The sequence below is a fragment of the Tessaracoccus oleiagri genome, assembly GCF_900103275.1.
Classification (GTDB): domain Bacteria; phylum Actinomycetota; class Actinomycetes; order Propionibacteriales; family Propionibacteriaceae; genus Arachnia; species Arachnia oleiagri.
Genome location: NZ_FNGP01000002.1, coordinates 139290 through 153876 on the forward strand (window position 1 = coordinate 139290; position 14587 = coordinate 153876).

16 protein-coding genes are annotated in these 14587 nt (G+C 70.6%); 13 read left to right on the forward strand and 3 right to left on the reverse strand.

Annotation, left to right across the window (positions count from 1 at the left end; translation table 11 throughout):
• Nucleotides 1–82 precede the first annotated feature (82 nt).
• On the reverse strand, nucleotides 83–2116 hold the full coding sequence (locus tag BLR46_RS05665; protein ID WP_093249824.1) for an MDR family MFS transporter: 2034 nt from the start codon (nucleotides 2114–2116) through the stop codon (nucleotides 83–85).
• Between the two features lie 44 nt (nucleotides 2117–2160).
• Between BLR46_RS05665 and BLR46_RS05670 the strand changes: the two genes are divergently transcribed.
• The 6 genes from BLR46_RS05670 (at nucleotide 2161) to BLR46_RS05695 (ending at nucleotide 6955) form a co-directional block, all read left to right on the forward strand.
• Nucleotides 2161–2622, forward strand: a complete 462-nt coding sequence (locus BLR46_RS05670) for a GNAT family N-acetyltransferase (protein WP_093249827.1) — start codon at nucleotides 2161–2163, stop codon at nucleotides 2620–2622.
• Between the two features lie 104 nt (nucleotides 2623–2726).
• The gene (locus BLR46_RS05675) at nucleotides 2727–3263 is read left to right on the forward strand and encodes a hypothetical protein (protein ID WP_093249830.1); all 537 of its coding nucleotides are present in this window, start codon (nucleotides 2727–2729) and stop codon (nucleotides 3261–3263) included.
• The gene (locus BLR46_RS05680; RefSeq protein ID WP_093249833.1) at nucleotides 3260–4534 is read left to right on the forward strand and encodes a hypothetical protein; all 1275 of its coding nucleotides are present in this window, start codon (nucleotides 3260–3262) and stop codon (nucleotides 4532–4534) included. The genes BLR46_RS05675 and BLR46_RS05680 overlap by 4 nt, the downstream gene beginning before the upstream one ends.
• Entirely contained in the window at nucleotides 4531–5409 is an 879-nt protein-coding gene (locus tag BLR46_RS05685; RefSeq protein ID WP_093249841.1) for a hypothetical protein, read from the forward strand. Before BLR46_RS05680 ends, BLR46_RS05685 begins: the two co-directional genes overlap by 4 nt.
• Nucleotides 5410–5477: 68 nt before the next feature.
• Nucleotides 5478–5969, forward strand: coding sequence for a transporter substrate-binding domain-containing protein (locus BLR46_RS05690; RefSeq protein WP_093249842.1), 492 nt, complete (start codon nucleotides 5478–5480; stop codon nucleotides 5967–5969).
• The gene (locus BLR46_RS05695; protein WP_245701543.1) at nucleotides 5966–6955 is read left to right on the forward strand and encodes a cation efflux transmembrane domain-containing protein; all 990 of its coding nucleotides are present in this window, start codon (nucleotides 5966–5968) and stop codon (nucleotides 6953–6955) included. Before BLR46_RS05690 ends, BLR46_RS05695 begins: the two co-directional genes overlap by 4 nt.
• 7 nt (nucleotides 6956–6962) lie before the next feature.
• Here the strand turns inward: BLR46_RS05695 and BLR46_RS05700 are convergent, their stop codons facing one another.
• A complete protein-coding gene (locus BLR46_RS05700; protein WP_093250733.1) occupies nucleotides 6963–7316 on the reverse strand; it encodes an ArsR/SmtB family transcription factor in 354 nt (117 codons plus the stop codon).
• Between the two features lie 56 nt (nucleotides 7317–7372).
• Here BLR46_RS05700 and BLR46_RS05705 point away from each other — a divergent pair, with 56 nt between their 5' ends.
• From BLR46_RS05705 to BLR46_RS05730, 7 genes are all read left to right on the forward strand, one after another.
• Nucleotides 7373–8374 (forward strand): cation diffusion facilitator family transporter, encoded by a 1002-nt coding sequence (locus BLR46_RS05705; protein ID WP_093250736.1) that lies wholly within the window; start codon nucleotides 7373–7375, stop codon nucleotides 8372–8374.
• Between the two features lie 68 nt (nucleotides 8375–8442).
• Nucleotides 8443–10188: a SulP family inorganic anion transporter gene (locus BLR46_RS05710; RefSeq protein WP_093249843.1), complete on the forward strand. Its 1746-nt coding sequence runs from the start codon at nucleotides 8443–8445 to the stop codon at nucleotides 10186–10188.
• 124 nt (nucleotides 10189–10312) lie between these two features.
• Nucleotides 10313–10579 carry a PqqD family protein gene (locus BLR46_RS05715; RefSeq protein WP_093249844.1) on the forward strand — a complete coding sequence of 89 codons (267 nt, stop codon included), beginning with the start codon at nucleotides 10313–10315 and terminating at the stop codon, nucleotides 10577–10579.
• A gap of 49 nt (nucleotides 10580–10628) precedes the next feature.
• A complete protein-coding gene (locus BLR46_RS15045) occupies nucleotides 10629–10760 on the forward strand; it encodes a lasso RiPP family leader peptide-containing protein (RefSeq protein WP_176761678.1) in 132 nt (43 codons plus the stop codon).
• 71 nt (nucleotides 10761–10831) lie between these two features.
• A complete protein-coding gene (locus BLR46_RS05720; protein WP_143008224.1) occupies nucleotides 10832–12001 on the forward strand; it encodes an asparagine synthase-related protein in 1170 nt (389 codons plus the stop codon).
• Nucleotides 11998–12450, forward strand: coding sequence for a lasso peptide biosynthesis B2 protein (locus tag BLR46_RS05725; protein ID WP_176761679.1), 453 nt, complete (start codon nucleotides 11998–12000; stop codon nucleotides 12448–12450). The genes BLR46_RS05720 and BLR46_RS05725 overlap by 4 nt, the downstream gene beginning before the upstream one ends.
• Complete coding sequence (locus BLR46_RS05730) at nucleotides 12447–13385, forward strand: phosphoenolpyruvate carboxykinase (ATP) (protein WP_143008225.1); 939 nt, start codon at nucleotides 12447–12449, stop codon at nucleotides 13383–13385. The genes BLR46_RS05725 and BLR46_RS05730 overlap by 4 nt, the downstream gene beginning before the upstream one ends.
• On the opposite strand, the gene BLR46_RS05735 is transcribed toward BLR46_RS05730, so the two are convergent.
• Nucleotides 13382–14506 carry a nucleotidyltransferase family protein gene (locus BLR46_RS05735; RefSeq protein ID WP_093249849.1) on the reverse strand — a complete coding sequence of 375 codons (1125 nt, stop codon included), beginning with the start codon at nucleotides 14504–14506 and terminating at the stop codon, nucleotides 13382–13384. The two genes, BLR46_RS05730 and BLR46_RS05735, sit on opposite strands and share 4 nt — an antisense overlap.
• Nucleotides 14507–14587: the final 81 nt, after the last annotated feature.

Sequence of the window (14587 nt, forward strand, 5' to 3'; positions counted from 1 at the left end):
CGTCAGAAACGTGTGATGTCTCAGGACATCGGACGGCGTCAGAACCGCACAGGATGCGGTTGTCCCGCCCGGGCAGTGACCGTCACCAGCGCCGCGACGCCACGTCGGCGACGTATGCCGAGTCGAGCATCATCACCGCCCGCCGCATGGCGCCGCCGTCGATGCCGTCGACGGTGTCGATGCGCGGCTTGGTGGGGACGTCCGTCGGCTGCTGGGCGACCCGGGCGGCCACGGCGTCGAGGCGCGACGTGACGTCGTCGCTCAGCATGTCGCGCAGCTGCCCGCGCTTCGACAGCTCCACTGCGAAGGCCTCGTGCTCGTCGATCACCGACGGGTCCTCGGTGAGCAGCATGGTCCCGGCCGAGCGGAGCAGCTGCTTGCCGCGCTCCACGTCGCCCCCACCGAACTCGGCGACGGCGTCCCGCAGAATAGGGTTCTCGTCGCGGACCTGCTCGGCCAACAGGACGAGGTGGGCCCCGAGGATGCGCTCCTTCATGCGCGCGTGGGACTCCTCCGGCGACAGGAGTTGGCGGTCCTCCGGGCTCGACATCGCCTGGGAGTCGAGCAGCTCGCGGCCGCGGTCGTCCGGCTCGGTGAGCGTGTCCTTCAACGGGATCACCTTGATGAACAGTGTGAAGAGCAGGCTGAGCCCCGTCATGAACGGCAGCACGAAGAAGACGTGGCCCATCGCGTCGGCGAGGGACGCCCGCAACAGCTGGGCGACGGGCTCCGGCAGCGAAGCCAGCCGCGCTGGATTGAGCACGACGTTCGGGTCGAGCCCGCCGGCGGGCAGCTGCGCCTCGAGCTCGGGCGTCGTGCGCTGTCCCAGCGCGAACGCCAGCCCGGTGGTCATGATGGTGCCGGCGATGGCGGTGCCGAGGGTGTTGCCGATGTTGCGGAAGAACTGCAGGGTCGACGTGCCCACGCCGAGGTCGCGACGCTGCAGCGCGTTCTGGACCGCCAACACGTAGATCTGGAACGCCATGCCGTAGCCGAAGCCCACCACCGACGTGAAGAGCGCCACCTCCCAGCGGGCGGAGTCGGCGCCCAGCCGCAGCATGAGCAGCGCGCCGACCGTCTGCAGGACGGCGCCGATCGAGGCGAACTCCTTGTAGCGGCCGGTGCGGGTGGTGAGGTTGCCGACCACGATGCCCATCCCGAAGAGGACCACGTTCATGGGGATGAGGATGAAACCGGACACCGTCGCCGACTCCCCCAGTACGCCCTGCACGTAGACAGGCACGTAGATGAGGATCGCCACCATGGCCATGTTCATGAAGAAGGCCGCGAGGGTGGAGAACGTGAAGATCGAGTTGCGGAACAGGTACATCGGCACGATCGGTTCCTCGGCCCGCAGCTCGATGCGCACGAACACCACGCTGAATACGAGGCCGACGACGAGCAGGATGGCGACCTGCGGGTCCGCCCACCCGATCGATCCGCCGAGCGAGATCCCGAGCAGCGACGTGGTGACGGCGATCGTCATCGTCGAGATACCGGCGTAGTCGATCCTGGGCGCGATCGACTCCTCGCTGATGTGCAGGTGCCGCAGGATGACCACCAGCGCGGCGAAACCGACCGGCAGCGAGATGTAGAACAGCCAGCGCCAGCTGGACACGTCGGTGATCCAGCCTCCCAGCAGCGGGCCCGCCACCTGGGAGGCGCCCATCACCGCCCCCATGTAGCCCTGGTACTTGCCGCGCTGCCGGGCCGGGATCAGCACGCCGAGGATGGTCTGGCTGAGCGGCATCAGGATGCCCATCCCGATGCCCTGGACCGTGCGCGCGAAGATCAGGAAGCTGAAGCTGGTGGCCACGCCGGAGAGCATGGAGCCGACCATGAAGACCACGAGCCCGATGATGTAGAAGCGCCGCCGCCCGAAGATGTCGGAGAGCTTGCCGCTGATGGGCGTGATCACCGCCGACACGAGCATGACGATGGTCGACAGCCATGAGTACCACGCGAGCCCGCCGAGGTCGGCCACGATCCGTGGGATGGCCGGCCCGACGATCGTCTGGCTGATCGACGCGGTGAACATGCCGATCACCAGCCCGAGGTAGGCCCACCGGATCTCGCCGAATTCGAAGGCGGCTTCCCTCTCACGCTCACTGCTCACGAGGGGCCAATGTACGCCGAAAAAGTTCTGCGATCATTTACCGCGTGACTCTGACGATCGAACCCGCGGATTTCGCGGATCCCGCGCTGGCGGACTTCGTCCAGGCGCACATCGACGACATGTGGCCGACCGCGCCCCCGGAGAGCCAGCACCCGCTCTCGCTCGAGGAGCTGCAGCGGCCGGGCGTGCGGTTGTGGGTCGCGCGGCTCGATGGCGTGCTAGTCGGGACCGCGGCGCTGAGCCGGATGGCGGGCGGCGACCTGGAGCTCAAGACGATGCGCACCGAGCCGGCAGCGCGCGGACGGGGGGTCGGGACCGCCCTGCTGGAACGCGTGCTCGCCGAGGCTGGCGCGTCGGGAGCGAAGAGGGTGTGGCTCGAGACGGGCAGCATGGAGTTCTTCGCTCCGGCGCGGGCGCTCTACGCGAAGTACGGGTTCGTGGAGTGCGGTCCGTTCGGCGACTACGGCCCGGACCCCAACAGCACGTTCATGGTGCGCGTGCTCTAGGTAGGGCCCTGAGTATTCTCGCCCAACTTTCCTCCGAACGGCGGCGAAGGGGCGCGCGACGGGCTCCCCGCCTCCTATGGTTGGCCGCGAAGAAAGGGAAATCCATGCCGCTTGCAGACAGGGTCGAGGTCGCCGTGGAGGACGGTCGCCTCGCCCGCCTCCTGATCAGCAACAAATGGCGAGATCACGGAACGCCCGAGGAGCTCGCGCAGGCCATCTCCGCCGCCATCCGCGACGCGATGCCACCCGCAGCCCGCGCCACAGCGGCCGTCCCCGCGCCGGCGCGGGCGATGTCGCCGGGCGAGTTGCGCGCCTACATGGAGCAGCACAACGACTGGCACCGCCGCGCGCGCGACTTCCGCCGCCGCGCCGCCGAGGGCACGCTGGTCCCCGATCCTGCCCCCGTGGCAGCCGCCGAGGGGAACCACGTGCAGCTGCGCTTCTCCCAAGGACGGTTCGAGTCGCTGAAGCTGAACCCCGCCTGGGCCGAGAAGGCCAACATCCAGACGCTCGTCGACGAGGTGCTCGCGGCCTTCGCCGACGTGGACCTCGTCCTGCACGACCCGGCCGCCGAGGAGCGCCGGGCGCTGCACCGCCTGCACGATTCCATCAGCGAGTTCGCCTCGGCGGTGCGCCGATGAACGACTCCTACAACGCCGCCCGCGCCATCGAGCAGACGTGCCTCGACCTCGTCGAGAGCTATGGCCAGCTCGCCGAGGAGGGCGCGAACGTGCTCGGCAACATCAAGTCGGTCATCGGCCAGCTCAAGCAGTGGAAGTACACGGTGACCCACGGCCAGTCGGGGCACACCTCCGTCGAGTACCGTGACGACCCCTACGCCTGGTGGGAGAAGGCCCTCATCTGGACCGGCGGCATGAGCTTCAGCGAGGAGGTCGTCGACCACCCGCGCAAGCAGGAGGCGCTCGACGCCCTCGCCGAGACCCAGGGCATCGTCGACGACGCGGACGAGAAGTTCGAGCTGGACGCGGAGCACATGCGTGACTCGGTGACCAGCATCGCCGAGCACATGAGCGGCTGGGTGGACGTCTCCTCCCGCTTCTCGCAGTTGGTCTACGCCAGCTCCGCCAGCCAGATCCCCACGAGCGGCGACCTCGACGGATGGCGCAGCCCCAGCGCCTCGGACACCTACGGCGAGAACGTGGCGCTGCAGCACGACGCCCACGAGACGACGGCGACGAGCATCGAGACGATGCTGAACCGCGACGCGGAGTTCCTCAGCAGCATGGGCACGCACCTCACGCAATTCGCGGAGCTCGAACGCGCCCAGTACGACTACTACGTGGGGCTCGCGACGGAGTCGTGGGTGCCGGACGAGTGGAGCATCGACGCGATCATCAACATCGCAGGCACGATCGGTGAGAAGGTCGGGGAGTACAAGACGCTGCAGATCGCCGAGATCGAGGCGCTGGTGACCACGCTGAACAGCGCCGTGACCGACATCCTGCAGACCGAGTCGCAGAAGAACGAGCTCAACCGCATGAGCGAGCCCACCGGAGCGGGCGGCGTGGGCTGGCCGATGCCGGCCGCGCTCTCCGGGCGCAAGGGCGTCGGGGAGAGCTCGTTCGAGGACCTCAAGTTCCAGACGCAGTACTTCAAGGACCACATCGAGTACTGGGCGGACATGAGCGGCGACTTCGATGCGGTCATCGACACCGCCGCGAACACCCCGGCGATCGAGACCATGTTCCACCAGCTGCCGGGCTTCATGGCCACCACCGCGGCCGGGCTCAACAGCCTCGCCGACCACATCGTCGACGCCGCCCTCCGCCGCGGCAAGCGCGCGGCGGCCGAGATGTCGGATATCCTCGACGGCACCATCCGCACCTACCTCGAGGGTGAGGACCTGAACGCCGCGGAGGCGCGCCGGCTCGAGCAGATGCTCGACGAGTGAGCAGGCGGACGGCGCGGGCCGGCGCACTGGCGGTGGCGTTGGCCCTGACCGGCTGCACGGGCTCAGAAGGTACACCCACGGCCTCCGCCCCTGCCCTGGTCGGGCAGCGCCTGACCGAGCTCGCGCAGGAGGCCGACACGTTCTCGCGGCTGGACGTGGGCGACGAGGAGATCGTGGCCTGGGCCGTGCGGGACGGCGCGCTGCGCCACTGGCGGCTCGCCGAGGGCACCTCCGACAGCCGGGCCGTCGAGCAGGAGTACCCGGCGGTCGACTTCGCGGGAATCGACCCGGCGGAGCTGCAGACCCGCGTCGAGGCGCTGGCCGAGGGCTGCGACGGAGCGAACTTCCGCGTCACCGTGCAAGCACTCACCCCGTCCGCGCTGGTCAGCGAGCTGCGCTGCGGCGACGAGGAGTTCGAGGCTCTGGGCGGCGCGGATCCCGTCGCCGTCCACCTGGGGGACGACGCGCTGCCGGACTACGGCGGGCTGACCGTCGAGGAGACATGGGACCAACTGCTCGCCCAGGCGGCGGTCCTCGACCCGTCCCTGCGGTTCACGAGCCTGTCCCTCGACCAGGAACGCGTCGGCTTCGGCCTGTCGGCGGCCAGCGCCACCAATGGCTGCCAGCCCGCCCTCGACATCGCGCGCGACGGGACCGACCTCGCGTGGCGGTGCGACACCCCGAGCGCGGAGCCTCCCCTCGACCTCGCGCAGTTCAGCGCCGGCGAGCTGGCCGCGCTCCAGCAGCAGGCGATGTCCGACGTCGGCATCGTCGACCCCGCGGGTGTCGAGGTGACCATCGGCAGGGACCTCGGCGGCACGGCGAGGATGACGGTCCGGCAGGGCACCCGCCTCTCGGAGGTGCCGCTCGGCTGAGCCCGCGCCCACCATCGGGCCCCGTGCACGGGCCCGGGGCTACGATCGATCACTTCGAAGGAGGTCAGATGTCTGCAAGGCGATCCACGCGCCGGGCGCTCGCCGCGGCGGCGGCGCTCGTCGTCGCTGCCACCGGCTGCGGCACGTTCCCGAAGGACTCCGAGGGGACGCTCGACAGGGTCCGGGGAGGCACGCTCGTCGTGGGGGTCTCGGAGCACGAGCCCTGGACGTCGGTGGGGCCGGGCGACGAGGTGTCCGGCAGCGAGGCGGCGCTCGTCGAGGGCTTCGCCGAGAGCCTCGGCGCCGAGATCGAGTGGGAGGTGGGCCCGGAGTCCATCCTGGCCGACGAGGTGAAGCGGGGGCAGGTCGACATCGTGATCGGCGGCCTCACCTCCGTGTCCCCATGGAAGAGCGACATCTCGCTGACGCGGCCCTACACGAAGGTCAAGAGCGAGGACGGCAAGCAGCAGAAGATGGTGATGGGTGTCCCGAAGGGCGAGAACGCCTTCCAGGTCGCCCTCGAGCGCTACCTCGCCGAGCAGGAGGGAGAGATCCGGTGACGTCGAACAGCCAGACCGCCGCCGGGTCGGGGCACGACGCCCTGCCCGACAAGCAGAGCGAGATCATGCGGAAGGCGATCCGCCTGGAGTGGATCTCCATCGCGATCGTGGCCGCTGTCATCACCATGGTCGGCCTGGTGATGGGCCAGTCGCAGGCCATGCGCGTGGCATGGGTGGAGGACATCCTCGCGCTCCTACCGCCCATCGCGTTCCTGGTCGCCACCCGCGTGATCCGGCGCGGGCCCTCGCGGGACCACCCCTACGGTCACCACCGGGCCATCGGCGTCGGGCACCTCGTCTCCGCCGTCGCACTGTTCGCGATGGGGGCACTGCTCCTGGTGGACTCGGCGATCGGGCTGCTCATGGTGGACAAGCCGCCCATCGGGATGACGGTGCTGTTCGGCCACGCCATCTGGGCCGGCTGGCCCATGGTGGCCGCGATGCTCGTCGCGGTGCCGCCGATGGTGGTCCTGGGCCGGATGAAGCTCAAGCTCTCGGAGGAACTGCACGACAAGGTACTGTTCGCCGACGCGGACATGCTGAAGGCCGATTGGATGACCGGCCTCGCCACCGTCGTGGGCGTGCTCGGCATCGGGATGGGCTTGTGGTGGGCCGACGCCGCGGCCGCCATCGCCGTGTCCGCGTCCATCGTGAAGGACGGCGTGACCAACGTCCGCGCAGCTGTGACGGGGCTGACCGACGCTCGGGCCAAGACCCACGACGACAAGGGGCCGCACCCGCTCACGGTGGAGGTCGAGGAGAAGGCGCGGGAAGTGCCGTGGGTGAAGGAGGCTCGGGCGCGCGTACGCGACGAGGGCCACGTCTTCCACGTCGAGATGTTCGTGGTTCCGCTGCTGGGCATGGACCCGACGCCCGCCCAGATCGTCGAGCTGCGCACGACGTTGGAGGACCTGGACTGGAAGGTCCACGACGTGGTGGTGGCGGTCGTCGACGAGCTCCGGCCGGAGCAGGTCCCGGCGGACTGAGCGTCGCTCAGAGGGCGTACGAGTGGGGGTCGTCCCCGCTCGCCGCCCCGGACTGGTGCTCCGCGTAGGACAGCGCCTCGGTGAGCAGGCGCCCGACGTGCGCGTCGGTGGCGGAGTAGTAGACGTAGGTGCCCTCCCGACGGGTGTCCACCAGCCGCGCCGAGCGCAGCTTCGCCAGGTGCTGGCTGACCACCGTGGGGCTCGCGTCCACCAACTCGGCGAGCCGTCCCACGTTGCACTCCTCCCGGAGCAGGACCCACAGCAGCCGGACCCGAGTTGGATCGGCGAGGATCCGGAACGATTCACTGGCGAGGCGGGCATGCTCGGGCTCCGGCACGAGTCTCGACGTCCCCACTGGCATGCCCACCAGGCTAACCTACCTGCATACCTGCGAAGACATGAGGATAAGCTGTGGCCATGCCCCACAGCCATCCCGCGGAGCCGCACACCGATCACGACCACGGCCCTGCGGACCACCACCACGACCACCGCCCGCTCGGCCGGCTGCGCCATGCCCTCACCCCGCACAGCCACGACCACACCGAGGCGATCCTCACCGCGGAGGAGGCCAGCGCCTACGGCATCCGGGCGGCCTGGTTCAGCCTCGCCGGCATGGGCGCCACAGCAGTGCTGCAGATCGTGATCGTCGCCCTCAGCGGCTCCATGGCGCTCCTGGCCGACACGCTGCACAACCTCGGCCACCTCGCCACCACCATCCCCTTGATCCTCGCCTTCCGGATCGGGCGCCGGCCCCGCACCCGGCGGTACCCCTACGGCTTCAAGCGGGCGGAGGACCTCGTCGGCCTACTGATCGGGTTCGTCATCGCGCTCTCCGCCGCGCTGATCATCTGGGAGTCGGTCCGGGCCATCGTCGAGCCACGGGCACTCACCAACCTCGGGTGGGTGCTCGCGGCGGCGATCATCGGGGCGGCGGGCAACGAGATCGTGGCGCAGTACCGCATCCGCGCCGGCCGGCGCATCGGTTCGGCGGCGTTGGTCGCTGAAGGCCAACACGCGCGGACGGATGCACTCACGTCGCTCGCGGTCATCATCGGCGTCGCGGGTGCGTGGCTCGGCCTCCCCCAGCTCGACGCCATCATCGGCCTGGTCATCGCCGCGGTCATCGTGCTGGTGCTCATCCGTTCGATGCGAACCGTCGTCCGGCGCCTGATGGACGGGGTCGACGACGGGACCCTCGAAAGGGTGGAGACCGCGGCCCGCTCCGTCCCGGGGGTGGTGTCGGTGGACGACGCCCGCGCCCGCTGGCTGGGGCACCGCCTCGAGGGCGAGGTCACGATCACGGTTCCCGAAGAGGCCGGCCAGGCCTCCATCCAAGCCATCGCCGACGAGGTCCGCGCGGCCCTGCACGGGGCGCTGCCCCACCTCGACCGCGCGGTCGTGCAGGTGCGCCTCGGCTGACTCCCGTGGCGGCCCCGCGAACGCGGCGCAGGCCCTCTGACGAGGGCGCACGGGGGTAATGTCTGGCCATGGCGCGCGTGGACGAACCCATGTGGGAGCGGTTGCTCCCCGGGATCGCCGTCCTGCGCCGCTACGAGCGCGGCTGGCTCCGCGGCGACGTGGTGGCGGGCCTCACCGTCGCCGCCTACCTCGTCCCCCAGGTGATGGCCTACGCGGTCATCGCGGGGCTCTCCCCCGTCGTAGGGCTCTGGGCGATCATCGCCCCGATGCTCGTGTACTTCGCACTGGGGACGTCGCGCAAGCTCTCGATCGGGCCCGAGTCGACCACCGCCCTGATGACGGCGGCTGGCGTCGGTGCGCTCGTCGGCGCGGCGGGTGAGGAGCGCTATGCGGAGGTCGCCGCCATCATGGCGATCGCCGTGGGCATCGTCTGCCTCGTCGGCTTCATCGCCAGGCTGGGATTCCTGACCAACCTGCTGTCGGCGCCGGTGCTCGTGGGCTACATGGTGGGGATCGCCGTGCTGATGATCGTCAGCCAGCTCGACAAGGTGACCAAGGTCGAGGTCGAGGGCGAGAGCACCGTCGCGGAATTGTCGGCCTTCGTCGTGAAGCTCGGGTCCGCGCACCTGCCCACCGTCCTGGTCTCGGTGGTCGTGCTGGGCCTGCTGTACCTGACGAGATGGCGCTTCCCGAAGGCCCCCGGACCGCTGGCCGTGCTGCTGCTAGCCGCCGGAGTCGTGGCCGTGTTCGGGCTCGAGCGCTACGGGCTTGACGTGGTCGGCCAGGTGCCGCGCGGCCTCCCGAGTCCGCGCGTCCCGGGGCTGGGCGACCTCGACGTGTGGGCGCTCCTCCCCTACGCCGTCGGCATCGCGGTGGTGGGCTTCTCCGACAACGTCCTGATCGCCCGCGCCTTCGCCGCGAAGCACCAGCGCATCGACGCGAACCAGGAACTCCTGGCGCTCGGCACCGCCAACCTCGCCAACGGGTTCCTGCAGGGCTTCCCGATCTCGTGCAGCGGGTCGCGCACGGTGCTGGGGGACGCCGTCGGTTCCCGCACGCAACTGCACTCCATGGTGGCGCTGCTCGGGGTGGTGGCGGTGCTGCTGTTCGCCGGCCCGGTCCTGGAGACGTTCCCCGACGCCGCGCTCGGCGCCCTCATCATCTACGCCGCCACCCAGCTGGTCGACGTGCGCGAGCTCCGCCGAATCGCGCGCTTCCGTCGCAGCGAACTGGTCATCACGGCGATCACCGCCGTGAGCGTCGGCCTGTTCGGCGTACTCATCGGGATCGGCATCGCCGTCGCCCTGTCCATCCTCGACCTGATCCGTCGCATCACGCGTCCGCACGCCGACGTCCTGGGCTACGCCCCGGGTGTCGCCGGGATGCACAGCCTGGAGGACTACCCCGACGCCGCACAGGTGGAGGGCCTCGTCGTGTTCCGCTACGACTCCCCCCTCTTCTTCGCCAACTCCGACGACTTCCTCACCCGCGCACTCGACGCGGTGGACGAGGCCGACGAGCCCGTACGCTGGTTCCTGCTCAACGCGGAGGCCAACGTCGAGATCGACCTCACCGCGCTGGACACGCTCGAGCAGCTGCGCAGGCGGTTGGAGGACCGGGGCATCCGGTTCGCGATGGCCAGGGTGAAGCAGGACCTCTACGAACGGCTCGCCCCCACCGGCTTCATCGCGCGAGTGGGCGACGAGCAGATCTTCGCCACCCTGCCGACTGCGGTGAAGGAGTACGCCCTGCGCTACCGCGAACGCCACGGCCGGCTCCCCGAAGGCGTGCCGGCGGACGTGCTCGAGCGCTGACCCCCCGGCGCCGCAACCACCGGGAGCAAGTGGCTCTTCACAGGAACCCTTCCGGCGCCTACACTCGGTTCATTCGGCTCGATTTTTTTGGGGGCGAGCCGAATGTGCTTTCGGGGGGACGCACATGAAGCTTCGAACAACCGACATCACCTGGCGTGAGATCGATGGCGATCTGATCATTCTCGACCTCACCTCATCGACGTATCTCACGGCGAACGCCAGCGGGGCGGTCCTGATGAAGGAACTCACCGAGGAACGTTCGAGCCAGGAGCTTGCCCAGGCGCTCGTCGATGCCTTCGGCATCGACCACGACCAGGCGGAGTCGGACGTACGGCACTTCGTGCAGGCCCTCAATGACAGTGGACTGCTGGAAACACGGAACACCGCCTGATCTCCGTCGCACGGGCGACGAGGCACGCACACTTCGGGGAGGTGAAGCTATGAAAGAGACATACGAGCCGCCGCAGCTGACGAAAGTCGGCTCGCTGACCGACCTCACGCTCGGCGGAGGACGGGGCGGTACCGACGACCTGTACAACGAGAGGGCGCCGTGGGGACCGGTTCTCTCCTGAACCGCCATGGCCCGACGACTCGGGGGCGGCTCCGGCCGCCCCCGACCCATGTCGATCTGGAGGTGCTGACCATGAACCCCACGACCACCCGGGAGTACATCCGGAGCGCGCCCCTCGAAGTGGCGGCCGGGTGGGTGTACGGAACGCTCGCTCAGGTCCAGTGGCCCACGGGCACCGCGACACCGCGACAGGCCCTCGACGATGCGCTGCGCCCGGCTCTGGAGTCGCCCCCGTGCTACGTGCTGTTCTCCGGTGGCCGGGACTCCTCCGCAGTCCTGGCGGCGGCCACCGCGCTCGCCCGCCGGGAGGGCCATGCTCTGCCGGTGCCCGTCACCCGGGTCCACCCGTTGGTGGCCGAGACCCGCGAGGACGAGTGGCAGCAGCTCGTGATCGAGCACCTGGGGCTGACGGAGTGGGTCCGTCTGGAGTACCTGCATGGTGAGACCGACCTGCTTGGCGAGCCGGCGCGCAGTTCACTGCAGCGGCACGGCGTGCTCTGGCCCCCCGCCCTCCACACGATGGCCGGGACGTTCTCCTCGTTGTCTCCGGGTTCCCTGCTGACGGGCGAGGGGGGTGATGCGGTCCTCGGGCCACACCGGGTCACTCCGCTGACGGCGCTCCGGCGCGGACGAAGGCCCTCCGCCGCTCTCCTGTCCCTGGCGGCGCAGTCGATCGCCCCCGGGCCGGTCCGGCGTATGCTCCTTCGCCGGGCGATGGTCCGCAGTGGCGAGCGTTCGTGGCTCACCAAGGACGCGCTGCACGAGCACCGCAGGCTCGGGGCGGCCGACGAGAGCGCCGAGCCGCTGCCCTACGACGCCGCCCTGGCGCACCTCGCGGGCCGGCGGTTCCTGCGCGTGGTGGCGCACAACCAGGCCCTGGCGGCAGCCGAGCACGGTCTCCGTTCCTCCGAGCCCTTGCTCGACGCCGGCTTCCTCTCCGCGCTGGCCCGGGCCGGCGGCCGCTGGGGCTTCACGGGGCGCACCGCGACGATGCGGGCGCTCTTCTCCGACGTCCTCCCCGATGTGGTCCTTGCCCGGGCGACGAAGGCCAGTTTCAACCACGCGTACATCGGCGAACAGACGAGGGCGTTCGCGCGGGACTGGGACGGGACCGGGGTGGACCCTGACTTGGTCGACGTCGCGCGCCTCCGTGACTCGTGGCTCTCCGAGGAGCCCACCATGGCCACGGGCCAACTGCTCCACGAGGCTTGGCTGGCCAGCCGGCCAGGAGTGGGGCCGTGAGACCCCGCGCCGGACGGACCCTACGAGCGGTCAAGGATCTCTCCCGCGCGGCGAGCGCGGTGTTCGTCGCGGCCCTCGTCGAACTGGGCCTGCGCACCGTCGCCCTCGATCGCTTGGCGGCGGGGCTCGGCGTGCCGCTGGCAACCACGGAGGCCCGCCAGGTGGCCGAACCGATGAGGACGCTGCCGCCGTGGGCCCGAGCACGGGTCCGCGCGACACGTCGCGTACTGCGGCATTGGCCCTTCGGCGACACGTGCCTCCGCCAGGCGCTCGTCAGCGGCCGGCTGCTCCGACGCTTGCGGCCGACGCTGCAGGTGGGGGTGGCCCGGATCGACGGGGAGGTGCGGGCCCACGCCTGGCTCGTCATCCAGGGAGCGATCCTCGACCCGCTCGGCGCGGCCAGCGGCTACCAGCCGTTGACCACCCCCGGGAAGGACGTGCGGCGATGAGCGCAACAACGCGGATGCACGGTCTCACGGTGCGGTCCGAAGTGCCGCTGCACCAGTCGCGGCTCCTGCCCACCGCCACGCCCGCGGACCTCGACATCACCGTCGGCGCGCCCGCGCACTCACTGACCGAGGCGCCGACGGGTTCGGTGCTGCTGCACTTCGAGATGGACCGGCAGTACTACACCGTCGTCGCCGACGACCACGGGTACCTGCTGCGTTTCTACGGGACCTGCGACGTCCGTCTCGACGAGGGACTCCGGCAGGCGAGCGTGCACGCGCTCCCCGGGACCGATCCCGCGATCCTGTCGGTCCTGCTCGGCGGCACCGTCCTCGCCACGGTCCTCGCCCTCCGCGGCGACCCCGTGCTGCACGCCAGCGCCGTCCAGGTGGGCGACGAGGCGCTCGCGTTCGTCGGCTCGTCGGGGATGGGCAAGTCGACGACGGCCACACTGTTCTGCGCGGAGGGGGCGCGGCTCATCACGGACGACGTGCTCCGGCTGGACCTCGGCGGCATGGCACCGCGCTGTTTCCTGGGCGCGACCGAACTCAGGCTCCGCAAGTCCGCCGGGACCCTCGCCGACGCCTTCGCCGTACGGCCGGGGCAACGCACGACCGGCGACGCCCGCGAAGCGCTGTCGGTGTCCACCGCCGAGGACGAGGCGCTGCCGCTGAGGGCGGTCATCGTGCCCCTCCCCGACAAGGATGGCCGCCGGGAGACCACCGTCGAGCGGCCCGACCCCATGGCGGCCTTCCTGCTGCTGTCCCGGTTCCCACGCCTGATCGGCTGGCGCGACGCGGACATCCTGCGGCGACAGTTCCAGCAGTTGGGCGACCTCGTCGACCGGGTGCCGGTCTTCGTCGCGAGGATGCCCTGGGGGCCGCCGTTCCCCGAGGGGCTGGCCGCCTCGGTCCGGCGAGCGGTGGGTGCGGCCTAGGAGGCGGCGGTCTCCACCCGGGCGAGGTACGCGTCGAGCACCTCCGGCGTGGTGGGATTCCGCGCCGGTTCGGCGCGACGCACGATCCGATGTGACACGCCGCTCGCGGCACGTTGCAGGGCCCTGCCGCCGGTGGCCGCCAGCCCGGGGCGGAGCGCACGGGTCACCAAACGTGCGACGGAGGCGTCCCCGCGCAGGCGCTGGACGGGCCGTCGGCGGTCGAGTTCCGCGAGCAGGCGTCGCATGCCGGCGCCCACGCCGAGCCTCGCGGCGAGGTCCGCCGGGAGCCGTGTGCCGAGGATTCTCTCCGCGCGGCCGAGGACCGCCGCCACCTCCACGGGCGCGCCCCACTCCCCGGCCCGCTGGACCACCGCGTCCCAGTCGTCGACCTGCCGCGCCAGCTGGTCGGCATCCAGCAGGTGGCCCAGCTTCGTCGCGCCGATCAGCGCGGCGTGCAGGGCGACATGCACCACCGCGTCCTCGTGCGACAGCGTCGACAGGGCGGTCGGGCCCAGGGTCACCGGCCGACGACGGGCGAGCAGCGCGTCGGCGTCGGAAGTGAATCGGCTGCGTACCGAACGGCTGACGACCATCGCCCAGTGCAGGTCGAGCACGAGCCCGTTGCGGTCGGCGAAGGCCAGTTCCCCGGGGAGCTCCTCACTCTCCAGCGATTCGGCGGACAGCAACACCCGCCAGCCCTCGTCCAGGAGCCTGGTGCAGGCCTCCCGGAAGTTCGCCGGCGAGACGAGGACGTCCAGGTCCTTGTAGAAGCGCAGCCCGGGGACGGGGTGGGCGAACTCGGAGAGGACCGGCCCCTTGAAGGTGAGCCACCGCAGCCCTGACAACGTGTCGGCGAGCGCACCGAGCCGGGCGGTGACATGCAGGTGCCGGCTGACCGCCGCCGTCCGGTCGTCCTCGAACAGCGCGGCCAGTTCCGGGTGCTGCGCGCGCAGTGCGACGTGCGCGAGGGGGGCGATCCGGTGGTACCGCGCGCCCGCGACGAGGTCGCCGGTGAAGAGGTGGCCCAGTGCCAACAGCTCGTCGGGGAACGTCGGTCGACCTCCGCGGCAGATGGTCACCAGCGCCTCGCCCACCCGCTGTCGCAAGGCTTGCCGTCGCATGGGCCCCTCCCCCCGGCTCGGATCGGTAGGCACACGCTACAGCGATCGGCCACGCAGCGGCGGCGGTGCGGGTTAAATGGT

What these genes read in the sequence shown, in the direction of transcription:
- BLR46_RS05710 (WP_093249843.1), top strand. Translation starts at nt 8,443, where the DNA reads ATGGCGCGCGTGGACGAACCCATGTGGGAGCGGTTGCTCCCCGGGATC.
- BLR46_RS05690 (WP_093249842.1), top strand. Translation starts at nt 5,478, where the DNA reads ATGTCTGCAAGGCGATCCACGCGCCGGGCGCTCGCCGCGGCGGCGGCG.
- BLR46_RS05730 (WP_143008225.1), top strand. Translation starts at nt 12,447, where the DNA reads ATGAGCGCAACAACGCGGATGCACGGTCTCACGGTGCGGTCCGAAGTG.
- BLR46_RS05700 (WP_093250733.1), bottom strand. Translation starts at nt 7,316, where the DNA reads ATGCCAGTGGGGACGTCGAGACTCGTGCCGGAGCCCGAGCATGCCCGC.
- BLR46_RS05680 (WP_093249833.1), top strand. Translation starts at nt 3,260, where the DNA reads ATGAACGACTCCTACAACGCCGCCCGCGCCATCGAGCAGACGTGCCTC.
- BLR46_RS15045 (WP_176761678.1), top strand. Translation starts at nt 10,629, where the DNA reads ATGAAAGAGACATACGAGCCGCCGCAGCTGACGAAAGTCGGCTCGCTG.
- BLR46_RS05715 (WP_093249844.1), top strand. Translation starts at nt 10,313, where the DNA reads ATGAAGCTTCGAACAACCGACATCACCTGGCGTGAGATCGATGGCGAT.
- BLR46_RS05720 (WP_143008224.1), top strand. Translation starts at nt 10,832, where the DNA reads ATGAACCCCACGACCACCCGGGAGTACATCCGGAGCGCGCCCCTCGAA.
- BLR46_RS05675 (WP_093249830.1), top strand. Translation starts at nt 2,727, where the DNA reads ATGCCGCTTGCAGACAGGGTCGAGGTCGCCGTGGAGGACGGTCGCCTC.
- BLR46_RS05735 (WP_093249849.1), bottom strand. Translation starts at nt 14,506, where the DNA reads ATGCGACGGCAAGCCTTGCGACAGCGGGTGGGCGAGGCGCTGGTGACC.
- BLR46_RS05705 (WP_093250736.1), top strand. Translation starts at nt 7,373, where the DNA reads ATGCCCCACAGCCATCCCGCGGAGCCGCACACCGATCACGACCACGGC.